This is a genomic window from Psychrobacillus sp. FSL H8-0487 (genome assembly GCF_038008385.1).
Classification (GTDB): Bacteria; Bacillota; Bacilli; order Bacillales_A; family Planococcaceae; genus Psychrobacillus; species Psychrobacillus psychrotolerans.
The window spans coordinates 3,699,819-3,722,690 of sequence record NZ_JBBOZA010000001.1; the positions used below are offsets into that span (position 1 = coordinate 3,699,819).

Genomic DNA, 22,872 nt, shown 5'->3' on the forward strand with positions numbered 1-22,872 from the left:
GTCATCTCCTAACGTGTGAATAGACTAGGGTCTCCTGCTCGGCCACTCAAACGACCATTCTCATAAATCCCCATCTTCTCTAACCATTTCAAAAATTCAGGAGCGGGTGTTTTATTAAAAGTTTGTAATAAGGTAGCAACATCGTGATAGCTCATCGATTGATAATTCAACATACAATCATCCCCCATTGGAGTTGCAATGATGAAATTAACACCAGCTGCTGTTAAAAGAACACCTAAGTCTTCAATATCATTCTGATCAGCTTTAATATGATTTGTATAACAGATATCTACACCCATAGGTATGCCGTGCATTTTCCCCATAAAATGATCTTCTAGACCTGCTCTTATTACCTGTTTGCTGTTATATAGATACTCCGGTCCTATAAACCCTACAACCGTGTTCACGATGAAGGGATCAAAGTGACGAGCAAATCCATAGTTACGAGATTCTAATGTCATTTGATCAATACCAAAGTGTGCTTCCGCTGAAAGCTCTGAACCTTGACCTGTTTCAAAATACATAACTTGTGGACCAGTCCCAGTCCCTTGTTTTAGAGCTAAATGACGTGCTTCTTTAATAAGTTCAGCCGATATACCGAATGAACGATTGGCAACTTCTGTACCCGCTATACTTTGGAAAATCATATCTGCTGGAGCACCTTGTTCAATTGCTTTCATCTGCGTTGTAACATGTGCTAAGACACAATTTTGTGATGGAATTTTCCAGTCATTGATAAAGTCATGTGTAGCATGTAACAATCGTTTTACACTTTCAACTGAATCATCTACTGGATTTATCCCAATTACGGCATCGCCAATTCCATACGATAGACCATCCATTAGTGAAGCAATCATTCCGTCCACACTGTCCGTTGGATGGTTCGGTTGTAAACGAGATGAAATAGTTCCTCTTTGACCAATCGTTATATTACAAGTGGATAAAATTTCAATCTTGTTAGCTGCATGTACTAGGTCTAGATTGGACATTAGTTTTGCTACTGCCGCAATCATTTCAGAGTTTAGCCCTTTACTAATTCTTTTTAATTCTCGGTCGCCTACTTCATTGCTTAAAATATATTCTCTTAGCTCTGCGACACTCCAGTTTTGGATATCACCGTAAATCTTTTCATTTAAGTCTTCCTCAATTATTCGGGATACTTCATCTTGTTCTATAGGGATTAAGGGATTATTTCTAATATCACTAAGCAAAATCTCACTAAGAACGGACTTTGCAGCAATTCGTTCCTGTACTGTTTCTGCAGCTACCCCCGCTAGGCGATCACCCGACTTTTCTTCATTTGCTTTTGCCATAACTTCCTTCAAGTCTTTGAATGTATAACTAATACCGCCTAACATTGTCTTAAAATTCACTTTTGAAAATCCTCCTTTACGACGAGTGGAATGTTAGAGTTTTCACTACGACTGGTACTACTCCTGAATCGAGTTCTTTTCCAATATCCATGTAGTCGCCATGATCTACACTTACTTGATCAATACAGATAACACTTTGAGGAACACTCATAGCTAGCAGTGTTTGACCAATTACTTTTGCATGGTCTGTCTCTAATACAAGTACAATAGGTAGTAACGGGTCTGACCGTTTTTCCATCACATGTATAATAGCTTTTGAAAGTCTTTGGATATCTCGAAATCCCATATAAGGCAGCTCTGAGATATACAACGCAAAATTTTGTCCCTCTCCAGACGCGTCATACATATCTGTAGCCTTTCTGATCTCACCATCAAATTCTGCTAAACCTTGTTCCAAATTAGAATGAAAGTTAAAACTATAAACAGGTAAATTTTTTAAAGGTAAATCACTTGCAGATATCTGTATCGTCGCCCCACTAATCTCTGTCGTTTGAGTTCCTGCGCCTAGTACAGTCGCACGTACTGTTTCAATGGGCTCAAGCCACTTAAAGCTTTGAAGACTTTTATTCCCCTGTAATTCTCTTGCCAATTCAGGACCAATATCGTCATATTGAGCAAGCCGCTTATCCTTTACTTCATGGCCGTAGACACATTCAGCTATTCCACCCGAGAGTACAATTGTATCGACTGTTTCTTTCCAGTTAGGAGAATGTCCAAGTAAAAGTAACTGATCAATTTCATTTGTCTCATTCCTCAATACTCGATTTAGTGACTCCGCCATAAACTGTGTTACTAATTGAATCGCAGGTGCGGTCTTTGAATCACCTACACGCAAAGATAACCTCAGTGCTACAAGTAATCGCTGTACCGGAGCAGAAATGGATTTAATCTTTTCATCCTCAAATTCTATTAATCTTCCTCCAATATGCATTGTACAAGTACCAAGAAGTACCCTATCTCGATAGACAGCAATATTCGCAGTACCTCCACCAATGTCAATATTCGCAATTATATCTTTGGAACGAGTAGAATATTCATATGCACCAGAACCTTTTGCAGCAATAATACCTTCCAAATCTGGCCCTGCCGTTGCTACTAAAAAATCTCCTACTTCATCTGAAAGATAATGTAACATCTCTTTTGCATTATGTTTTGTTGCTGTTTCGCCTGTGATAATTACAGCACCTGTTTCAATTTGGCTAGCTGTAATACCAGCATTGGCATATTCTGCACGAATAATTTTCTCTATTTCTGACACATGAATGGTCGATGTATCCTTTAGAGGTGTCCTAAAGATAGGACTCTTATATATGATTTCCTTGTCAATAATCTCAATTCTTGGTACGAGAGTGGTCCCGGCTGTATTCATTAAGGAAAAACGACTAATAATAAGCTTTGTCGTACTGGTACCTATATCAATTCCTGCACTAAAAATTGTTTCTTTTTTTTGATTTAAATTGATCAAAACAGCATCTCACTCCTATCAAAAGCTTTCAGTAAGAAGAAAGAACAACTAATAATCATATAAAAACGCCTCTACTAAACACATAGGATTATCCATGTGAAAGTAAAGGCGTCGTTGCCAATTTATAAACTTGTATTTTGATATCTGTAAATATATCAAAAATTCCGTTAACTGTAAAGCTGATTTGTAAATAGGAGATCCTCACTTTGTTCATTTTCCACATATCTCTTCATGGATGCCATATCATTCATCTTCACTAATGCCTTTAAATGTTCCATGCCTGTTCCTTTAACCGAAGAAGTAATAACTATTGGTCCGTATGAAATAACTGAACGAATCATTTCAATAGAACGCTCTAAGTTTGCGTCGTTATGGTCACTCTTTGTTATTACACCAACCGGCAATTTTGAAAAGCCCATGCTAAACCCTGGTGGAAAAATCATCTTAGAGTTTGTTGCATCCTGTAAATAAAATACATGCGTAACTTCTAAGGCTGTAGCCATAATGTTTTTGTAAAAGAATGGATTTTCTGTATATTCTCCTGGTGTATCAACAATCCAATCATAATAGACCAATGTTTGTGTTTTAAAGGCAGGAACAACTTTCCCTAGCAAAGAATTCGTCAATGTTGATTTGCCTGCACCGATTGAACCAATGAGCATTGCTCTATTTTTCATGGCTTTACACATCCTTAAGACTTTGTTATTTCTGCTGGCGTATATCCTAGTCTTTCAGAAAGAAATCTATTTATCTCTATCATGGACATTTCTACTTCAGATACACTTCCCACAATTACAAGACTTCCCGTAAATCTATCTAAAAATCCAATTTGCACATTCGCGGCTTTCGTTGCTAAATCTCCCGCAATGATAACCGTCTCACTTGGAGTACAAGTCATTATTCCTAATGCTCCGGCCACTTGAATACCCAATTTTACAAACATATCAGGATCTGGATTAGCAATTAGGTGACTTAATGTAATTTGTTTTCCAGGTACAAATTCTTGTATGAATCTTTTTTTCTCTACACTCATTTAAGTACTCCTTTCATGCGTAATATAGAATTCCTTACGCTTGTACTGGAACTGCCTCTTTTCTAATATCCTCTTCTAGATACTCTCCATCTTTAATAATCCCAGCAGCTCGGTCCTGTTCCTCTAACCTCAACGCAGTAGGTACAGACAACCAGTACGCAAATGCAATTGCACATATACCCGCAATTAATTTGCCTAGTATAACTGGCAGTATAATATTAGGTTGAAAGTTAGCGGTAAATGATAAATGATCTCCTAATAAGAAAGCAGCACATACTCCAAAAGAGATATTCAAGACTTTATCCTTTGGTCTCATGTAGCGAACTAAAGAGAACATGGCTAGAATATTAGCAACTGTAGCTAATATACCCGCACTTCCTACAGAGGTAAGACCGATTTTGCGTCCTCCTGCTTCTAGAGGTCCCGAAGCATATTTGCGTAACAAATACACCATTGGGAAAGCACCCGCTAACATAATACCGATATATCCAGCGGTTTCAAGCGCTCGGAATTGGTCTGCCTCATCCGCCATAATCGGATCAAAGCCCCACCCACCAAAGACTGTTGAAAATATTCCTGTGAATATTTCTACAATGGAGAAAACTAATACTAATTTAATACCGGCATCCATTACTCGCCCAAATATCATAAAGCCCTTTATCATTCCATTTGGGAAGAATTTTAGTCCCGCTGCAATCAAGACTACAAAAATAAGCAAAGGTGTTAAGTTGATGAGTATTTGCCCATAACTTATGACGAACTCGTATGTTGAATCGGTGGTCGTGCTTATAACATCTCGAACCTTGGTATCAAATAGAACGACTAAAACAGAAGCGATAAATGCACCAATTGGAATAGTAAGTACTCCTGACATAATACCAAGCGCCATGTATTTATGATCTCTTTTGTCTAGCATTGCCAGTCCCATTGGGATTGAAAACACGATTGTTGCTCCTGCCATATACCCTACAATAAGTGCCATTATCCACCCTTCATATGAATCTTTTAGTGCATTTGCTAACTGATATCCCCCCATATCCGATGCCAGTATGGCAGTGGCAGCTATTGCGGGATCTGCTCCTATAGAATCGAATATAGGTCCAACAAATTTATCGATAAACCATGTTAAATACGGAATTGATGCCATAATACCCGCAGCAGGAACAAAAATATGACCAACCGCATGTAAACCAGACATAAATTCTTTCCCTAACCCCTTATCTGGATCTTTTATCGCCGCAAAAGCTCCAAGTACTGCACAAATCATAATTATGTACACTACCACTGTTCCTATCATCGCCATTTCTTTTTCCCCCTTAAGAATTAATATATAATGCCCCATTTAAATTCTTTATTTTCACTAATTGAATAGATCACACCCCCCTTAAAGAAATACAAAAAGGCACTTAAAGAATAAATTCTTTAAGCGCCTTTGCTTATATATTCACTTGTATTTTAAAATTATCTCTTTTGCAACTGACTCCATTGTCATCTGCATAGACATACTAGAATCTCTTAGTCTCTTAAAAGCCTCGGGTTCAGTTATCTCTTCAGCTTGCATTAATAACCCTTTGGCCCGTTCAATTACCTTTCTTTTCGCCACCTCTAGTTTTGCATCATGGATCTCTTTTTTGAGTCTCATTGCTTTTTCTGATTGATGTAAAGCAATTTCTACCGCAGGCATCAAATTAGCTTCAGAAATAGGTTTTACTAAATAACCGACTATATTATCTTGCTGGGCTTTTTCTACAAATTCCTTTTGACTATAAGCAGTTATTATGAGGATAGGTAAATCTAGTTGATTTGCAATTACCTTACTAGCCTGTAACCCATTTATTTTTGGCATCTTAATATCCATAAGTATTAAGTCTGGCTTATGAAAAAAAGCTAACTCTATTGCTTTATCTCCATCCCCAGCTTCTGCTACTACTTCATATCCATGATCCTCAAGCATAAGCTTTATATCCATTCTAATGATAGACTCATCTTCAGCTATTAGTATTCTCTTTTTCATGATAGATAATAACCTCCGAACTTATTGGGAATGTTACTACTGCATGTGTTCCCAGTTTCACAGGCATGTATCTAAACTCTCCATTTAAATCATTCAATACAAGGTTATGAACTATTTCTAAACCTAAGGATGACTTAGACTCTTTCATTCCGACTCCGTTGTCGAAAATATGAAGTTCTAAAAACGTTTTATTTGAATAGAAGCTTACAACAATTTCTCCCGCTAAATCTTCTGGGAATGCATGTTTCAACGAATTTTGAACAAGTTCATTAATAATGAGTGCTATGGAGACCGCTTTTCTGGATGTAGTTAATATCTTATTACCATTCGATTCAATGACTAGGTTAACTTTTATTGCATACTCATTTAACACAAGAGTAGAAGAAACCTTTCTAGTTAACTCTATAATATTCACATCTTCATCATCTGTATTAGAGTTGGCTAATATCAGTTCATAAACGGAGGAAATACTATATATTCTATTAAGAGTATCTTCAAAATATACCTTACTTTCTTCAGGAAAACCTTTTCTCATTTGAAGTCGCAACAAGCTTGCTACCGTCTGTAAATTATTTTTTACTCGATGGTGAATCTCCTGTATAACAACAGATTTCATCATTAGTTCTTTTTCTTTAGTTCGCAGCTCTGTGACGTCTTGAATAAGCAGAAGCGTTCCTTTAAGCTGTTCTTTCTCTTTTACTCTAATTTTTTTTACTATCAAATTTTTTCTATCTATAGTTAAGTCGAATATAAAGACATCTTCTTTAAAATCATAAACAGATTGAAGGAAAGGTAATAATTCTAAAATAGGTTGATGTTGGATTTTATCCATCAGAGTCATTTCTGTTATAAAATTTACTCCAGCTGGATTAGAGTAAGTTAAGCAATCATCTTTGTCTGTAAGAAGGAAAATTTCCATTAAAAGATCTGAAATCATTGGCACTTCCCTGGAGTTACCTCCCAATACTTCACTTAGCTCATCTTGACCAAATGAGACATTTTTATAACTACTACCAATCGGCGTGTGATTATATATTTCTTCTTCCGAAATTAAAACACCAATTACTTGATGTTTATCATTTTTGATCGGGATAACACTTTGTTCTACCGTTTTTCCTTCTTGTGTGACTGCCTGACTAGTAAGTGACTTTTTTCCAGCACGGTAGCTATAAAAAACTCCGGGTTCGAATGATTCGAAAACAATCTTCCCTACTACCGAATTTTCATAAATAGACTCCGATGTTCTAGGAAATGCCTCCGCAACAACTATAGCTTGTTCTGAATTCTTCATCATACAGTCTATAAACATATATGCATTATTCAAATCGGCATATAGTTGCAATGTACTGGCAACATTCTCTAAGATTATTATTTCTTCTAAAGTTAACTCCGTATAGAGTTGACATATCTGTTTCAAGGTCGACTCATTCAAAGTAATTAACCTCGCCTCTACTTATTTGAATTATTTGAATTTATTATACGGAGAAATATACGTTTGGTCAATTATGTCTTTTAACAACTGAAGATCAAAATACTGAACAAAAAAACTGTAAACACACTGCTTTAAGCAATGCACTTACAGTTTTTCATTGTTTTTCCAACGCTCTTCCAAATAGCTTACCGATAAAATACCATAAAATATATATCCCAATTACTATACATACAAAGAACAGAGCACTCTCCATTTTTTCCGGAAGACCTATGGGCTCTAAGAATATTTGAATCGTTACTAACAGATAAATGATACTTGCAATACCTGCTAGTAATACGATACCGATAATAGATAGTTGCGAATAAGTTAGTTGTTTAATATGATGCCGATGCTTACTAAATTCCAAGAGGATTACGAGTATAATTGCCGTGAAAGTGATAGTAACTTCTTGAAGATAAATTGAATTGATCAAATATATGACAAGCAACATAACCATCAAATATTTGTAAAGGTCATCAATTTGTTTTAGCACTTGAGCCACTTCCTACTCTTTTAGTATTTCATTTCTAGGCGTTGCTTACGATGAGCGCGTCTAGCAGGTCCCGTTTCAAATAGACGTTTTTCCTCTTCTGTTTCTGGATGTATGCCCTTAACAGGTACAGGTTTCCCATTATCGTCAACCGCAACCATTGTTACGTAAGATTCTGTTGTTAGTTTTTCTTCCCCTGTAAGTAGGTTCATGGACGTTACTTGAACATAAACTTCCATGGAAGAACGACCTGTAGAAGAAACAACTGCCTCTAGCTCTAATACATCCCCCACTTTAGCAGATGAAAGGAAGTCAACAGAATCTATAGAAGCTGTCACTACAGCTCCTTGTGCATGTTTCATAGAACATATCGCTGCAATTTCGTCGATAAAAGCAAGTACTCTTCCTCCAAAAATTGTTTCGTGGTGATTTGTATCTGGTGGCAATATTAAATGTGTTTGAATAGTTCTTGATTGACTCATTGGATTCGTGTTCATTATTCCTAACTCCTCTAATCTAAATAGTATATGTTTAGTATAGCATGTTCATCAATTTGAGCCAGAATTTGCTGCTGCAGCGCTTGTTGCTGCCATAGTCGAAATCATAATTGCTTGCTGTGCTTGTAAAATAAGCTCTAGAGAAGTTGCCATGGAAATTGCGGCAGTTGCATAAGCTTCTTTAGAGGATCTTAAAGATAATCCGAAAGCAATGGGAAGAGCCGAGTCTTTGTACCATGAAAATAATTTCGTACTTGCAATGGATTCATAGGTTGTTACAACCTCGTTCAGTTGTTCTTCATCTAATTTTAAAGCTGCCATAAATCCAATAATCGGATATTGTGCTGCGGATGTTTTTATTTTGACGCTTTTCAAACCATTGCGGATAATAACTGCCCTATTCACCATATTTTCTTCATATTCAGGGTTAGAGTACGTGAGAACCTGCGACATCCATTGTAGTTCATTCCCTGTGTAGAATTTATGTTGCTTTAGTTCTTTATAATAGCGATTCATCGTTTCCGCTCGAACTGCAGTATCACCTTCCATCTTCCCTAGAAACATTGCATAAGGGTAGTCATCTGTAGAGGTTAAAAAACGATGATACGTCTTCATATCATCCATTAACTTTTGTGCCATCTTCAATTCAAATGGCCATTGCTCTTTTTGATCTGACATCATAAGAGCAGCTAAATAAGTATAGCTATTCATTTTAATACCAAACTGTTTTAAAGCATCTGCTTTTTCCATATACAGATTTACTGCTTGTTCCGGATCTGCTCCTGATACATCTAGAGTTGCTACAAAAAGAGGATGTAAATGTGAGCGTAAAGCAGAAAAGATTCCAGCTCTTTTTTTCAAATGACTAGACACTTCTTTATATCTACTTTCATCAAATTCTTTTTCTAAAGTTACATAATACCCTGCAAGTGACAAAGTTATACGTTTATCTACAGTCCAACCTAATGTTTTTTTCAGTGCATTAAATGTTTGCTCTAATCTTTGTTCAACTGTCATACCAATCACTCCTTTTCTAATTTACGCTATTACTCTAATTTAGTTTCAACTTTTGTTATAATTAATGCATCAAGAAAAGTAGGTGTCTATAATGCGAATTAATAAATTTCTAAGTGAGGCAGGAATTACTTCTAGACGCGGTGCCGACAAGTGGATTACTGATGGAAGAGTAGTGATTAACGGAAAAACTGCAGAACTCGGTAGTAAGGTTGAAGCGGGCGATGATGTTCGAGTTGATGGCAAACAAATTGTTGTGGAGCAACCACTCGTTTATCTAGTATTAAATAAACCTGTAGGTATTACTAGCACTACAGAAACTCATATAAAAGGTAATATTGTCGACTTCGTTAATCATCCACTTCGTATTTTCCATATTGGGCGATTAGATAAAGATTCTGACGGTTTAATACTTCTTACAAATGATGGTGATATTGTAAATGAAATTCTACGTGCAGAAAACAGCCATGATAAAGAGTATATTGTGACAGTCAATGAAAAAATCACCGACACATTTATAGAAAAAATGGCTGCCGGTGTAAATATTCTAGGGACAACAACATTGCCATGTAAAGTAAAGAAAATTGGACCAAAAACCTTTAACATTATCTTGACCCAAGGCTTAAATCGTCAAATTCGTAGAATGTGTTCCGCATTAGGGTTTTCAGTGAAAAGATTACAACGAATACGAATCATGAACATATCTATTGAAGGTCTCCCTATCGGAGAATGGAGAGAACTTACACCTACTGAAAAAACAGAGCTCTTTCAGACGCTTAACTATTCACCAAAACGGTAATAGTGTGCAGCAGAGGGTTAACATGGCATATTGATTGGTAAATTTATACTCATGAAAAAAAGCAGCTCCAACAAAATGGAACTGCTTTTTTCATATTATGTGTTTCCCGCTACACGTTTTTCGAGCGGTTGGAATAATTTCTTTTTATCGACATTCGGACGAATGACTTCTAGTTGTTCAAGTGCAAGTTTTGCGCCATAATCCATTCCTTGGCAACCTGCTAATAACAGTAAGTCCCCATCCCTAACATCGTAAAGACCATGTTTAATAGCTTCAGGCAACTCTGCGTAAAGTTGTACTTTGATACCCGCTTCTTCCATAACTTCGAGGAATACTTCAAGCTCACTCTCCGAAACTACATCCTTTTGAGTCACATGGGAACGACTTAATGTCGCAATCACTTCATGTATACCAAGTTTAGGTGCCCATTTAGCAATAGTCTCTGCATTCTCTCTATTCACTGTCACTCCACGATCTCCACGAATAGCATAAACAAGCTTGATACGTTCAAAGTCCATTTTTTCTAAAGTTCCAAGCGTGATGTCAATGTTTCCACTGTTTGCAAAGTGGTCATCAATAATTTTAAAATCATCTTCAAAAATAATTTCAAAACGACGCTCTACGCCTACAAACTCTGCCAAACTTTTTTGGATAGTAGCTACTGGCACTTCACATAATAGTGCAATCACAATACTGACCATTGAATTATATACAGAGTGAAAACCTGGAGTTGAAAGTTCAATTGTAAATTTTTGCTGAGGTATTACAAGATCCTGCGTTACTAAATCTTGTTGAATTTCCACCGTGAATTTGGCTCTTCCTGTTGATAGGTCTAAATTGGTACAGATAACATCTGCAGATTGATCTTCAACACCAATGGTAATAACTTTTGCTTTCGTTTTGTTCATAAGTGAAGCAGAATAAGAATCATCCAAGTTTAAAATAGCTACTTTATCAGCACCAGCATTTCGAATGAGACTAGACTTATGATGAAAATAGTTTTCAAACGAAGAATGCAAGTCGATATGCTCGCGACTAATATTATTCAATGTAACAATATCAAAGTCTACACAGCCTACACGATTTAATTCCAATGCAGAGGAGGAAACTTCCATTGTTGCATGACTGACATTCTCCTCCACCATTTGTGCATAAAAACGTTGTAAATCAAGTGATTCTGGCGTTGTTAATTCAGAAGGCTCGGCATAATCCCCAATTTTCACTACAACTGTCCCCATTAGCCCTGTTTTAAAGCCATGGTTTTCTAATATGGCATTCGTCATAAACGAAGTAGAAGTCTTCCCATTAGTCGCTGTAATCCCTATCGTCTTCAACTTCCGTGTCGGGTGATTATAGAAAGCATCTGCAAGAGTAGCTAGAGCCACACGTCCATTTTCCACTTTATATTGCGGTAACTCAATTCCATCGATAAAGTCCTCTACTACTAGAGCAACGGCACCATTCTCAACAGCTTGTCCTGCAAATTGATGTCCATCTACTTTGAATCCTTTTATACATACAAATACTTGTCCTTTTTCCACTTTGCGTGAATTATAAGCAAGTCCTGTTACTTTTATTGGTCCAGCATTTTTAGTTTCTAAAACAGGTATATGCTTCAATAAATTTGTAATCTCCATCAAACAGCCACCTTTTATAGTAAATCTTCTCCATCAGTTTACCTCAATTTCGATAAGAATTAAACTCATACAACTATTATTAGTAGAATTCTCTTTAAACAGGTGATTCTGATTAAGAATTAGTTACATACTCCGTTAATAAACAACAAACTTTGAGAAAACAAGCTAAAAATAAAAACCAAGAAGCGATTTAATTCGCTTCTCGGTTTTTATTTACTGTTATAATGTTCTTTACAAAAAGCAAGAACGACTGCTTCTTCTTCGTCTTCTAAACCAAAGTCTAATACTTTACCGTTACTCCGATTTAAGAAATGGTATTGTACAATACGCGCTTCTGTTTCTTCTACGACTAGAATAACACGTAAGTCTAATGAATTATTTTCATCAAAAAGTTCATCGTCTTCAGGTACTTCTAATCCAAGTAAGAATTCATAACGATCGCCTGTTATAATTCCTGTTGGATCGTTTAACTTATCAACTTCGTAGGATGTTATTTTCAAAAAGTCCACCTCCGTACTTATAGTTTATCATTTTTTCTAGATAATAATCCATTTTCATTATTATTGATATAATAATGCTTAGCAACTACCAAGTTTAGGAGTGAAAAAATGCGTCTAAATCCAGAAAAATTTATTTATATTTTAGTTCCTTTATATCTTTTACTATTAATATTCGGTAGAAATATAAATGAAGTGCTGTATTCTATATTGTCTTTTGTCTTGGGAATTAGCATGCTTTACTTGGCTTATAAACTTTTAAAAAAACAACAAAATCGAAAAAAGAAATAAATCCAATATTATTTTAGAACGATTTTTCTAATTCTAGCATCATTGCATATGCTCCTTTAGATTTGTTGGAGCATATAGCTACAATAACGTTATTATGTGGGTAATAAGCCGAGTGAAAACTCACTCCTGGATCATATCCCATTACATGATACTTATGGATTTGATTTTCTTTTTTCTCTATCCAAATACCATACCCATAATAACTATTAGATTCCTCTTGAATATGTGGGGTCATTAATATTGCCTTATCATTCAATAATTTATCTTGTATTAGTGCTTCCCAAAATAACACCATATCATCAGCAGTGACAAATCCTCCACCATCTGATCCTCCTTGTATCGGAATAGAATACATATTCGTTTTCCATGTGCCGTCTTCGTGATCTATATAACCAATTGCTGTTTTAGTAGGTAATGCATCTAAGGCAAAATAACCGGAATTGCACATCCCTGCTTTGTCCATAATATTTCGTTGAACATAGTCTATGAAAAGCATTCCAGTCAATTTTTCTACTATTAAACCAAGTACTATATATCCCGCATTATTATAATAGAACTTTTCACCGGGTATAAATCTTTGCTTCTCGCTTTGAAAAAAGGGTAAAAAATCATGCAAACGGCGGATATGGTACATCGGAGTACTTATCCATAACTCTTCAAAGTCATCCATTATTTCCTCATCAAAATAGTCTGGAATACCTGAAGTATGCGTTAAAAGATGATGGACTGTTATGCCTTCATGAAAATGTGGAAAAGAAGTATCTAAGATTTCTTTTAATAGGCTATCAAATCTTAGTTTTCCAGCTTCTACAAGCTGAGCAATCGCAACTGCAGTAAATAATTTACAACCCGAAGCAATCCCAAAACGTGTATGCTTCTCATTTAGTACTGCATCTGTACGATTTGCATAGCCAAAACTTTCTTGAAACTGTACCGAATCACCTTGTTTTACAACAATAGATCCTGAAAATTGGTTTTCTGTTTGTCTCTTTTTTAATTGTTCTGTTAAAATTTCCATAATAAAACACCCCTATTTTGTATATTGATCAATCCAATTGGTTGTTGTACTTTCCATTAGAGCGTTTTGAACTTTATCTTTAAATATGCTCGGATCTATTAAACTCTCAAAATCATCTCCAAACCATTGCTCCACATTCTCTCTGGTCATCACATAGGATCGGTCTGAAAAACGCATATCTATTACTTCTAAATTTTTTATCAATACAAAAGCAGCTGTTGTATTATATATAACTGCTTTTTCGTCGCTACTCGTGTTGTAATTTATAGCGGCTGTGAATGTATCTGGCTCCAACTCTACCGAGTACTTATAATTAGAAAGTGGAAGTTTATTAAATAGGTTTGTAATGTTAGAGTTATTGCCCATATAATCATTTTCATATGCAAGTACTTTATTGAAATTATGAGTTTCTACAGACAGTTGTTTCACATCTTCCTTTTCGACTTGTTTCTGATTATTACTAAGTACATAAAATACTCCTATTAATAGTACTAAAGCGATTCCGACTACAAGCCCTATTGTCTTTTGCAATTATTTTCCCCCCTCTACTTTTTAAACAATTTAACCAACTCATTAATGATTAATGGCAGCAAGCTAAGTGCAATGACAATTAGCCAATCCACCGAACCCAATGATTGAACGCTAAATAATTTAGCTAATGGTCCAACCGAAACTATTAGGACTTGAATAATTACGCCAACTAGAATAGAAGCTAACAAGAACTTATTTTTGAATATACCTACTTTAAATACAGATTGGTTCATAGATCTAAAGTTCAGCGAATGGATTAACTGTGAAAAACTAAGTGTAATAAATGCCATTGTCTGTGCATGCATTAATACATTCTCGGGAACACCCGATGTTACGCCATTTAAACCAATCATAAAAGCTACAAGGGTAATTATACCGATTAACAATCCGTTCAATATTAAAAATGGTAGCATTCCATGAAAAAGTCCCTCTTTTTGTCTCCTCGGTTTTTCCTTCATGACTCCTGGTTCCTCTGGATCTACACCAAGTGCCAATGCTGGGAATGTGTCTGTCACTAAGTTCACCCAAAGAATATGAATGGAACGGAGTGGGGTTGGCCATCCAGCCACAATAGCAAAAAACAGCGCAATGATTTCACCTAAATTACAGGAAATTAAAAAGATAACCGACTTTTTTATATTTTTATATATATTTCTACCTTCCTCTACCGCTTTCACGATAGAGGCAAAGTTATCATCGGTCAATATCATATCTGACGCACCTTTTGCTACATCAGTTCCTGTTATTCCCATTGCAACTCCAATGTCTGCTTCTTTAAGGGACGGCGCATCATTCACACCATCTCCTGTCATTGAAACAGTATGACCGGCAGACTTTAATGCTTGCACAATTTTCACCTTATGTTCAGGTGATACTCTTGCAAAAACGTTTGTTTTATTACATGCAGTCTTTATTTCTTCGTCTGTTATATTATCCAGTTCAATACCTTCCATTACTTCTGATTCTTGCTTGGCAATACCTAACTCACGAGCAATGGCAAAAGCAGTATCTCTATGGTCTCCAGTTATCATCACTGTTCGAATACCAGCTTTTTTACACACTTCAATAGATTCCTTCACTTCTAATCTCGGTGGATCCATCATTCCCACAAAACCTACAAATATTAAATCCTCTTCAGACCCTACTAGTCCTTTATGTCCCTCCACTTGGTAGGCCGCAGCTAATACACGAAGTGCAGACTGTGACATGGTATGTGAAGCAGAGATAATTTCTGCCTTTATTTTCTCGGTTAAGGGCATGACACCTTCTTCAGTCATTATTTGATTACAATGATTTAATAATCGATCTATTGCACCCTTTGTCATGCGGTAATATTCATTTTCATGTATATGCACTGTAGTCATTAACTTCCGGTTCGAGTCGAATGGAATTTCATGAATACGTGGGTACTCTTTTTCTAGTAAATCTTTATCTAGATGGTTTTGAACTGCTGCTGCCACTAATGCTATTTCAGTGGGATCACCAGTTTCTGCATCTTTTGTATATGTAGCATCATTACATAATACAAAGATTTTCATCAATAGATTTTGTATATCGTTTTCTAACTGAAAATCTTTTAGGGCATGTATTTGACCGTCGGCATAGAATTTCGTTACTGTCATTTTGTTCTGGGTGAGTGTTCCGGTTTTGTCGGAGCAAATAACATTTACTGAACCCAATGCTTCGACAGCTGGTAATTTTCTAATAATGACATGTTGTTTAATCATCCTCTGTACACCGATTGCAAGAACAATAGATACAATGGCAGGCATTCCTTCAGGAATAGCAGCAACCGCCAAACTTACAGCAATCATGAACATTTCTAGAAAATCTCGCCCCTGTAAAATTCCTATTAGAAACATGACCAGTGAAATAATCAAAGCCCCTATACCTAGGTATTTCCCTACTTGTGCCAGGCTTTTTTGTAATGGTGTTTGCTCATCTACAGTAGTATTTAACATACCGGCTATTTTACCAATTTCAGTATCCATCCCTGTAGCTACAGCTATTCCTGTTCCTCGTCCGACTGTTACAAGCGTAGACATAAATAGCATGTTTAGCTGATCTCCAAGTGGAATATCCTGTTCGTCCTTTTCTAACAGAGCAAATGCATCTTTATCAACAGGAACTGACTCTCCCGTAAGTGTTGCTTCTTCTACCTTCAAATTAGCAGACTCTATTAGACGAATATCACATGGGATATAAGAACCTGCCCCTACCACCACAAAATCTCCAGGCACAACCTCTGCTGAGTCTATTTCTTTCATTTCTCCATCTCTTTGCACAATCGCTTTTGGGGTAGCCATATTTTTTAGTGCTTCCAGTGCATCTTCTGCTTTGGATTCTTGAATAACTCCCACAACAGCGTTAATTATTACGACCAGTCCTATAATAAGTGCATCTGCAATCTCGCCAACAAAAGCAGAAACGACAGCAGCAACTATCAAAACATAAATGAGAACATTGTTAATCTGTGAAAATATTCTCTCTACCCAAGTTTTCTTGCGATTAGTAGCTAATCGATTGTGGCCGTATTGCTGCAATCGTTTTTGTGCTTCTAGCTCCGTGATCCCTTTGTCGTTTTTAACATGAAGTTCCTGGAACACTTCTTCTTTAGATTTTTTATACCATATCATCTCGGTTTCATCTTTCCTTTCTAGTAATTGTTTAATTTACGATATTTTGTTCCACCTAAGTGGAATAATTTGTTCAGTACCCTTACAATAATATTAATATTAGAAAGATTGAAGGAGATAGATGAAATGAGTCATCTAAACAAAGAATTATTTGATTTTATCATGACCAATAAATCGGAAATAACAGATGCATGGTTAACTCAACAGTCAAAAGATAATCCAAGCTACTCCCTACCACAAAACAATACATACTTGAGAGATGAAAATGGAGCTTTAATAGAAGCTATCTCTTCTGTCTATATCCGTGATCAATTTGAATATCTTGAATATATCAACACCCGTTCTGCAGTAGTCGCAGAAAAGAGAGCAAAAGAAAAATTCCCTTTGTATGAAAGCATCCGAAGTTTTCGTAATGTCCGGATTGCCTATTGGGCTTTCGTTCAAAAATTTATCCAACAGTCTACAACTCCTGTAACTGGAAAACAGGTCGCGGAATGGTCTAATTTGATGAATACTGCATTTGACCACATCATTGAAAACTTTGCAAAGTATCATCATATATATACAGCAAATCTTCTCGCTACCCAACAAGCTCTGATTACAGAGTTAAGTAGTCCTGTTATTCCTATTAAAGAAGGGATAGGAGTTTTACCTTTAGTAGGAAATATTGATACCGAACGTGCATCCATTATTTTAGAAACCACCTTGGAACAGAGTTCTGCTAAAAAGCTTAGTACCCTTTTTATAGATTTATCGGCAGTACCAGTATTAGACACGATGGTTGCCCAACAATTGTATCAGCTGCATTCTGCACTAAAACTTATTGGTGTGCATGCTATTTTCTCCGGAATTCGACCTGAACTTGCTCAAACGGCAGTTTCACTAGGTATTAACTTTGCAGATATGCAGTCCTACTCCACATTAATGTACGCTTTGAAGGCTAATTCTTAAGTTATTCACAGTGTATCCACAGTACACAAATTTCCGACGAGTTACCCACATGTTAATAACTTTCCAAAAGAAAAGCGACAATTATTCCACTGTGGATAATTAGTCGCTCTCTTTTATTGAATCGTTATTTTTCCTTCTCTATTTACTAGAATTTCTTTTCCAGTCTCCAGAACTATTTCTAGTGGAGAAGTTTTACTCATATTTTTAGAAAAATACCATTTCCTCTGTGGGGGAACTAATAAAATAAACGTATCTTTTTTTCCTAGAAAGTTTAATTCATCCGGTTCAATTTGGACATGTCCGGAAATAGGAATACCAATACTTTGCAGCTTTTCTCCTGTTTCCTCTACAAAGGGAGTAGTAATGCTTACCTCACTTAGATTTAAAAATGACTCGATGCTGAAATCACTCCATTTGTCTACGTTTCTCCTTGCTATTAACTCAATCACATTACCCGTTGGATCTTCAAAGTAGAAAGCATCTGCTTCAAACCGAGCATAATAGATTTCATCTACAGATGCTTCTCTATTTAGCAACACTCTCCCTTTTGCCCAATGCTTTGCAAGGGTGAATTGGTTACCTGGTATATTAATGGCAAAATGATAGGAAGTCTGTAAATCGGAATGTCGAAAAATGAGCGTCGAAGTTCCAATTGATAGTTGGAAATATTCGTCTGTAGATTGTTCTATAGGAAGCTCTAAAACATTCCCATAGAAGCCTCGTAATTGTTTTAATTGATTTGTATATAGCGTTACTGTCTTAAACATATTCTCTCCTCCATTACTTAACGTCTATAAGTTCAAAACGCTCGCAAACTAGTAACATCTCTTCTGAAAACTCCCTATCTAATTCTTTTAACTCATTTGAGAAAAATTCGATATGTACCTTACGCCAATGTTCATAGCTAAGATCCCCTTCTCCTTCTGCATAAGCAAAATCCAAAGGTACCTCTTTCATCGGCATTATTTTCACGTCCGATGTCCGAATTATACAAACTGGTTCATCCTTACTATTAAGTACAATACTATAATCGTTTACCATAGGAAGTGGCTCATTCTCTAACTCATAATGTAAATGCAATGAGCAGGTAGCAGATTTTACTCCATCCTTTACTAGCTGAGCCAATTCATCTGGAATACCACCAAACTGCCATGCAGTGACTGAAAGCGGCTTTTCTTTTCCAACAAAATACGTATCCCAATACTTTTTAGCTAATGCATTCATCATAAAAACCTCATTCAATTTATTTTTTCTTTAAATTCAGTATATTAAACTACGTCTGTAATTACTATTGCAAAGGTAGATTTATTCTTACCTTACATACGTATTAACATTAGCACTCCAACTTGTTTATAATTCTTGTATATTTGTTATAAGCATTTTGCTTTAAAAGCATGCTCAAAACTTTCCAATCCAAAGGAGCCATTTAAATGACTAATAAACTCTATTATGAAAATCCCAACATCCAATCCTTTCATGCAAAAGTAATTGAACAGCAGCAAGATTATGTTGTTCTTTCCAAGACTGCCTTTTACCCTACCGGTGGTGGTCAGCCGCATGATCTTGGCCTGTTAAACGACGTTGAAGTGACAAATGTAGAAATAGTTGATGGTGAAATTAGACATTTCATTAATAATCCTTTACCTGAAAATACTTTGGAGGTAAAGGGACAGCTTGACTGGAAGAGACGTTTTGATCATATGCAGCAACATGCTGGTCAACATATCCTATCGGCAGCCTTTGAACAATTATTTGGATTCCAAACGGTTAGCTTCCATTTAGGAAAAGATACAGTGACGATTGACTTAAATGCAGCCGAAGTAACAGAAGCACAGTTAATAGAAGTAGAGCTACGTGCAAATCAAGTAATTCTAGAAAATCATCCTATTGAAACAAAGTGGATAACGGAAGATGAATTATCAAACTTCCATTTACGAAAAGCGACATCAGTAAAAGAAAATATTCGACTCGTCATCATTCCTGACTACGATTACAATGCATGCGGGGGAACCCATCCATCCTCTACTGGGCAAGTAAGAGCTATTAAAATTCTTCAGACAGAAAAACAAAAGAAACTTGTACGAGTGGAGTTCATATGTGGGGAAAGAATTCTTACACATTTACATAGAAAACACCAGGTACTTGTAAATTTAGTTAGTACATTAAGCACTCCCGAAGACAAAATTATTAATGCAGCCAAAAATCTTTTAGCACAAAATTCCGCATTAGAAAAGGAAATAAAAGATCTATCCAATTCTCTTTTAACATATAAAGCAAGAGAGTTAAGAGAAAACTCAGATGGAACTACGATTACTTGTATACTCGAAAATAGATCGATGCAAGAGCTTCAAAAACTAGCTAAATTAGTCATCCAAGACACCCCACAATCTATGTGTATTTTAGTCTCTCACAATGATGACAAGCTACAAATTGTCGTTGCGAAAGGAAGTAATGTAGTACAAAGTATGAAAGATCTCATTACACATATTTTGCCTTTTATCCATGGCAAAGGCGGGGGCAACGAGAACATGGCTCAAGGTGGTGGAGAGAAAATAATAACAAGTGAACAATTAATCGAAATAGCTAAATCATATATCCATTAAGCACCGTTCCACAAATGTCCTCCTGACATATACTAAGTTGATTACTCTATGAAAGGAGGATTAAGCAATGAACAATCAATTTCCTTTTCCACAAGGTCCAGGCGGTCCCCAAGGATTTCCACCTATTGAAGGACAACAATTTAGAAATCCACAGTTTCCTGGAAGTATGATGCCACCATTTGGAAATCAACAATTTCCTGGGAACTTCTTCCCTCCGTTTGGTCAACAACAAGGGCCATCATTCCCTCCTAGCTTTCCACCAGGGGGTCAACAAGGTGGTCAACAAGGCGGTCAACAAGGAGCTCCGACTAGCCCACCACCTTCTTTCGTTCCACAAAGACAAAGTGTCGGGGTATTTGCTGTAGATCCTGGTTCCATCCGAGGTTGTCTATTCCGCAATACGTATGTCTGGCTGAATAACGGCAATTCTTTTTGGCTTTACCCTACGTTTGTCGGCAGAAGATCTGTATCAGGGTTTAGATGGAACGGATTCATGTGGACTTACTACGGAACAGATTTGGAGAGAATTTCCTCTTTTCAATGTTTTTAATCTAGAAAATGTACCGAGCATATTGCTCGGTTTTTTTATTTCACTTAAATAGCATAACTATGTACTCTTTACAAATATTATTTTTCGCCGTAACATATATTTAGTTAGCTAAGTAATTTGGATTTACATAAAAGGAGAGTTTCACTCAATGAATCCACTTATTCACGAGCTTTTTCAAAAATATCGTTTTTTAAAACAGGAAGTTAATCATACTTTAAAAGAATTTAATTTATTCGCTTCGCAGTGGTCAGTTCTTTACTGTATCCAAAAGCATAATGAAATGACATTGACACAGATTTGGAAATACTTAAACGTAGAAGCACCCACTATTACAAGAACGGTTAATAGATTAGCTGAGCTTGGTTGGATTGAAATCTCTTCTGGTAAAGATAGACGAGAAAAAATTGTAAAACTGTCTGAACATGCGCTACAACAGTTTCCAGTTATCAACGAAGCGATGAAGGAATTTGAGGAACGAGTTCTCAATGGCTTGTCCAAAGAAGAAGAACTTCAATTGTTTGAACTGCTACAAAAGGTAAAATAAAGAGATAAATTAAAGTTAGAAGGAAGCGATTGACCTAGACGAAGCCACATGTGGCATCTTCTAGGTTCTACTTCGTGCTTTGATGGGTTAGTATATCTCTGAACTCTTACGATGATATGGACGCCAATGTAGGATTACTGGACTCCCTTTGTTCAGACCATAAATACGAGATATACAGGAGGATTATTATGTTAAAAACTAAAGAGCCTATATGGACGAAAGCATTTATAAGTTTGTTTACTACAAACTTTTCTATTTTTATAATTTTTTATGGACTTGTATCGGCACTTCCACTTTACGCTACAGATGTATTATCGCGCTCAGACGAAGATGCGGGTCTATTAATGACTATCTTTTTAGTTTCTGCAATTGTTACTCGTCCTTTTTCTGGGAAAATATTAGACCTAATTGGAAAGCGCAAGGTATTATGGCTTACTCTGTTCCTGTACTTAGTATGTACAGGCCTTTATTATTTTATTGAACCTTTTGAAGGCTTGTTAGTACTACGATTTGTACAAGGTATTTTCTTTAGTATTGCTACTACCGCTAGTGGTTCGATGGCTGCAGATAATATTCCTATTTCTAGACGTGGTGCTGGACTAGGCTATTTTACGATGTCTACGAATTTAGCAGTTGTAATCGGGCCGTTAATAGCTTTGACCCTTATGCAATCTTTTTCCTATGATGTCATGTTTTTATCTTTAACGGTTTTGCTTCTAATTGGCTCCATCGCAGCATTACTAATACCTGAGGGTAAAAAAGTGGAAGTTACTTCCCCTAGATCGAAGTTAACGTGGAATGATCTTTTTGAAAAAAAGGCATTACCTGTTGCTTTAATAGCCAGTTTAGTTGCTTTTTCTTATGCTAGTGTACTTTCTTACCTATCTATTTACTCCCAAGAAAAAGGTGTACTTCACTTAACTAGTAGCTTTTTTGCTGTCTTTGCTATCGTGATGTTAGCGACACGACCATTTACAGGGCGAATCTTCGATGAAAAGGGACCAAAATATATTGTTATTCCAGGGCTTGTCTCGTTCATGATCGGACTTGCCTTACTTGCTTTTATGAACTCCCCATTCCTTTTCTTACTCTCTGGTGCATTTATCGGCCTAGGTTATGGTGCTGTAGTTCCGAGTTTTCAAACACTTGCAATTCAGTCCACGAAGCATGAACGTAGTGGATACGCTACGGCAACATTTTTCACGCTTTTTGATACTGGTCTAGCTATAGGTTCTTACATTTTAGGACTTATCGCCACTCGACTTGGTTATCAAAATTTATATCTCTTCTCTATTATATCTCTCATTATTGCACTGGTTCTGTTTATTGTAAGAGTAAAAAAAGGACCACGTCCTGTATAGCATAGAGGGTGTACCCTTTATTAGTTAGTTTTTAATCTATGTATATAAAAGCCCTTATTTTGGTAATACTGGAACCATTAAAGTATTTCAAGGAGGA

General features: G+C 36.3%; 23 protein-coding genes. 6 read left to right on the plus strand and 17 right to left on the minus strand.

Going from position 1 to position 22,872, the window contains the following annotated elements:
- Nucleotides 1–8 precede the first annotated feature (8 nt).
- The 10 genes from MHI47_RS18955 to MHI47_RS19000 form a co-directional block, all read right to left on the minus strand.
- A complete protein-coding gene (locus tag MHI47_RS18955) occupies nucleotides 9–1,358 on the minus strand; it encodes an ethanolamine ammonia-lyase subunit EutB (RefSeq protein WP_340771522.1) in 1,350 nt (449 codons plus the stop codon).
- A 31-nt stretch (nucleotides 1,359–1,389) separates the two neighbouring features.
- Nucleotides 1,390–2,838: an ethanolamine ammonia-lyase reactivating factor EutA gene (locus tag MHI47_RS18960; protein ID WP_340831868.1), complete on the minus strand. Its 1,449-nt coding sequence runs from the start codon at nucleotides 2,836–2,838 to the stop codon at nucleotides 1,390–1,392.
- 167 nt (nucleotides 2,839–3,005) lie between these two features.
- Complete coding sequence (locus MHI47_RS18965; RefSeq protein ID WP_340831870.1) at nucleotides 3,006–3,515, minus strand: EutP/PduV family microcompartment system protein; 510 nt, start codon at nucleotides 3,513–3,515, stop codon at nucleotides 3,006–3,008.
- 14 nt (nucleotides 3,516–3,529) lie between these two features.
- Nucleotides 3,530–3,871 (minus strand): BMC domain-containing protein, encoded by a 342-nt coding sequence (locus MHI47_RS18970; RefSeq protein WP_340771147.1) that lies wholly within the window; start codon nucleotides 3,869–3,871, stop codon nucleotides 3,530–3,532.
- Nucleotides 3,872–3,905: 34 nt separating this feature from the next.
- Nucleotides 3,906–5,174 carry an ethanolamine utilization protein EutH gene (gene eutH / locus MHI47_RS18975; RefSeq protein ID WP_340771149.1) on the minus strand — a complete coding sequence of 423 codons (1,269 nt, stop codon included), beginning with the start codon at nucleotides 5,172–5,174 and terminating at the stop codon, nucleotides 3,906–3,908.
- A 141-nt stretch (nucleotides 5,175–5,315) separates the two neighbouring features.
- Nucleotides 5,316–5,885: an ANTAR domain-containing response regulator gene (locus MHI47_RS18980; RefSeq protein ID WP_340831872.1), complete on the minus strand. Its 570-nt coding sequence runs from the start codon at nucleotides 5,883–5,885 to the stop codon at nucleotides 5,316–5,318.
- Nucleotides 5,860–7,302 (minus strand): sensor histidine kinase, encoded by a 1,443-nt coding sequence (locus tag MHI47_RS18985; protein ID WP_340831875.1) that lies wholly within the window; start codon nucleotides 7,300–7,302, stop codon nucleotides 5,860–5,862. Before MHI47_RS18985 ends, MHI47_RS18980 begins: the two co-directional genes overlap by 26 nt.
- A 169-nt stretch (nucleotides 7,303–7,471) precedes the next feature.
- On the minus strand, nucleotides 7,472–7,849 hold the full coding sequence (locus tag MHI47_RS18990; protein ID WP_093537916.1) for a hypothetical protein: 378 nt from the start codon (nucleotides 7,847–7,849) through the stop codon (nucleotides 7,472–7,474).
- A gap of 20 nt (nucleotides 7,850–7,869) precedes the next feature.
- Complete coding sequence (locus MHI47_RS18995; protein ID WP_093537917.1) at nucleotides 7,870–8,343, minus strand: acyl-CoA thioesterase; 474 nt, start codon at nucleotides 8,341–8,343, stop codon at nucleotides 7,870–7,872.
- A gap of 51 nt (nucleotides 8,344–8,394) precedes the next feature.
- On the minus strand, nucleotides 8,395–9,360 hold the full coding sequence (locus MHI47_RS19000; protein WP_340831877.1) for a DUF4003 family protein: 966 nt from the start codon (nucleotides 9,358–9,360) through the stop codon (nucleotides 8,395–8,397).
- A gap of 91 nt (nucleotides 9,361–9,451) precedes the next feature.
- Here MHI47_RS19000 and rluF point away from each other — a divergent pair, with 91 nt between their 5' ends.
- Nucleotides 9,452–10,156: a 23S rRNA pseudouridine(2604) synthase RluF gene (gene rluF, locus MHI47_RS19005; protein WP_093537919.1), complete on the plus strand. Its 705-nt coding sequence runs from the start codon at nucleotides 9,452–9,454 to the stop codon at nucleotides 10,154–10,156.
- A 95-nt stretch (nucleotides 10,157–10,251) separates the two neighbouring features.
- On the opposite strand, the gene MHI47_RS19010 is transcribed toward rluF, so the two are convergent.
- The 5 genes from MHI47_RS19010 to MHI47_RS19030 form a co-directional block, all read right to left on the minus strand.
- On the minus strand, nucleotides 10,252–11,793 hold the full coding sequence (locus tag MHI47_RS19010; protein WP_340771157.1) for a Mur ligase family protein: 1,542 nt from the start codon (nucleotides 11,791–11,793) through the stop codon (nucleotides 10,252–10,254).
- A gap of 209 nt (nucleotides 11,794–12,002) precedes the next feature.
- On the minus strand, nucleotides 12,003–12,302 hold the full coding sequence (locus MHI47_RS19015; RefSeq protein WP_322788095.1) for a DUF6509 family protein: 300 nt from the start codon (nucleotides 12,300–12,302) through the stop codon (nucleotides 12,003–12,005).
- A 292-nt stretch (nucleotides 12,303–12,594) separates the two neighbouring features.
- A complete protein-coding gene (locus MHI47_RS19020; protein WP_340831879.1) occupies nucleotides 12,595–13,599 on the minus strand; it encodes a serine hydrolase domain-containing protein in 1,005 nt (334 codons plus the stop codon).
- Between the two features lie 12 nt (nucleotides 13,600–13,611).
- Complete coding sequence (locus tag MHI47_RS19025; protein ID WP_340831881.1) at nucleotides 13,612–14,130, minus strand: DUF4825 domain-containing protein; 519 nt, start codon at nucleotides 14,128–14,130, stop codon at nucleotides 13,612–13,614.
- Nucleotides 14,131–14,144: 14 nt separating this feature from the next.
- Nucleotides 14,145–16,766 (minus strand): cation-translocating P-type ATPase, encoded by a 2,622-nt coding sequence (locus MHI47_RS19030; RefSeq protein WP_340831883.1) that lies wholly within the window; start codon nucleotides 16,764–16,766, stop codon nucleotides 14,145–14,147.
- A gap of 126 nt (nucleotides 16,767–16,892) precedes the next feature.
- Between MHI47_RS19030 and MHI47_RS19035 the strand changes: the two genes are divergently transcribed.
- Nucleotides 16,893–17,717: an STAS domain-containing protein gene (locus MHI47_RS19035; protein ID WP_340831884.1), complete on the plus strand. Its 825-nt coding sequence runs from the start codon at nucleotides 16,893–16,895 to the stop codon at nucleotides 17,715–17,717.
- Nucleotides 17,718–17,830: 113 nt separating this feature from the next.
- Here MHI47_RS19035 and MHI47_RS19040 read toward each other — a convergent pair whose 3' ends face one another.
- Both MHI47_RS19040 and MHI47_RS19045 read right to left on the minus strand, forming a co-directional pair.
- Nucleotides 17,831–18,484 carry a hypothetical protein gene (locus MHI47_RS19040; RefSeq protein WP_340831887.1) on the minus strand — a complete coding sequence of 218 codons (654 nt, stop codon included), beginning with the start codon at nucleotides 18,482–18,484 and terminating at the stop codon, nucleotides 17,831–17,833.
- Nucleotides 18,485–18,497: 13 nt separating this feature from the next.
- A complete protein-coding gene (locus tag MHI47_RS19045) occupies nucleotides 18,498–18,941 on the minus strand; it encodes an ASCH domain-containing protein (protein ID WP_340771526.1) in 444 nt (147 codons plus the stop codon).
- A 206-nt stretch (nucleotides 18,942–19,147) separates the two neighbouring features.
- Here MHI47_RS19045 and MHI47_RS19050 point away from each other — a divergent pair, with 206 nt between their 5' ends.
- From MHI47_RS19050 to MHI47_RS19065, 4 genes are all read left to right on the plus strand, one after another.
- Entirely contained in the window at nucleotides 19,148–20,320 is a 1,173-nt protein-coding gene (locus MHI47_RS19050; protein WP_340831889.1) for an alanyl-tRNA editing protein, read from the plus strand.
- Nucleotides 20,321–20,387: 67 nt separating this feature from the next.
- Nucleotides 20,388–20,870: a hypothetical protein gene (locus tag MHI47_RS19055; RefSeq protein ID WP_340771168.1), complete on the plus strand. Its 483-nt coding sequence runs from the start codon at nucleotides 20,388–20,390 to the stop codon at nucleotides 20,868–20,870.
- A gap of 148 nt (nucleotides 20,871–21,018) precedes the next feature.
- On the plus strand, nucleotides 21,019–21,414 hold the full coding sequence (locus tag MHI47_RS19060) for a MarR family winged helix-turn-helix transcriptional regulator (RefSeq protein ID WP_340771170.1): 396 nt from the start codon (nucleotides 21,019–21,021) through the stop codon (nucleotides 21,412–21,414).
- 188 nt (nucleotides 21,415–21,602) lie between these two features.
- Nucleotides 21,603–22,775, plus strand: a complete 1,173-nt coding sequence (locus MHI47_RS19065; RefSeq protein ID WP_340831890.1) for an MFS transporter — start codon at nucleotides 21,603–21,605, stop codon at nucleotides 22,773–22,775.
- The last annotated feature ends 97 nt before the right edge of the window (nucleotides 22,776–22,872 follow it).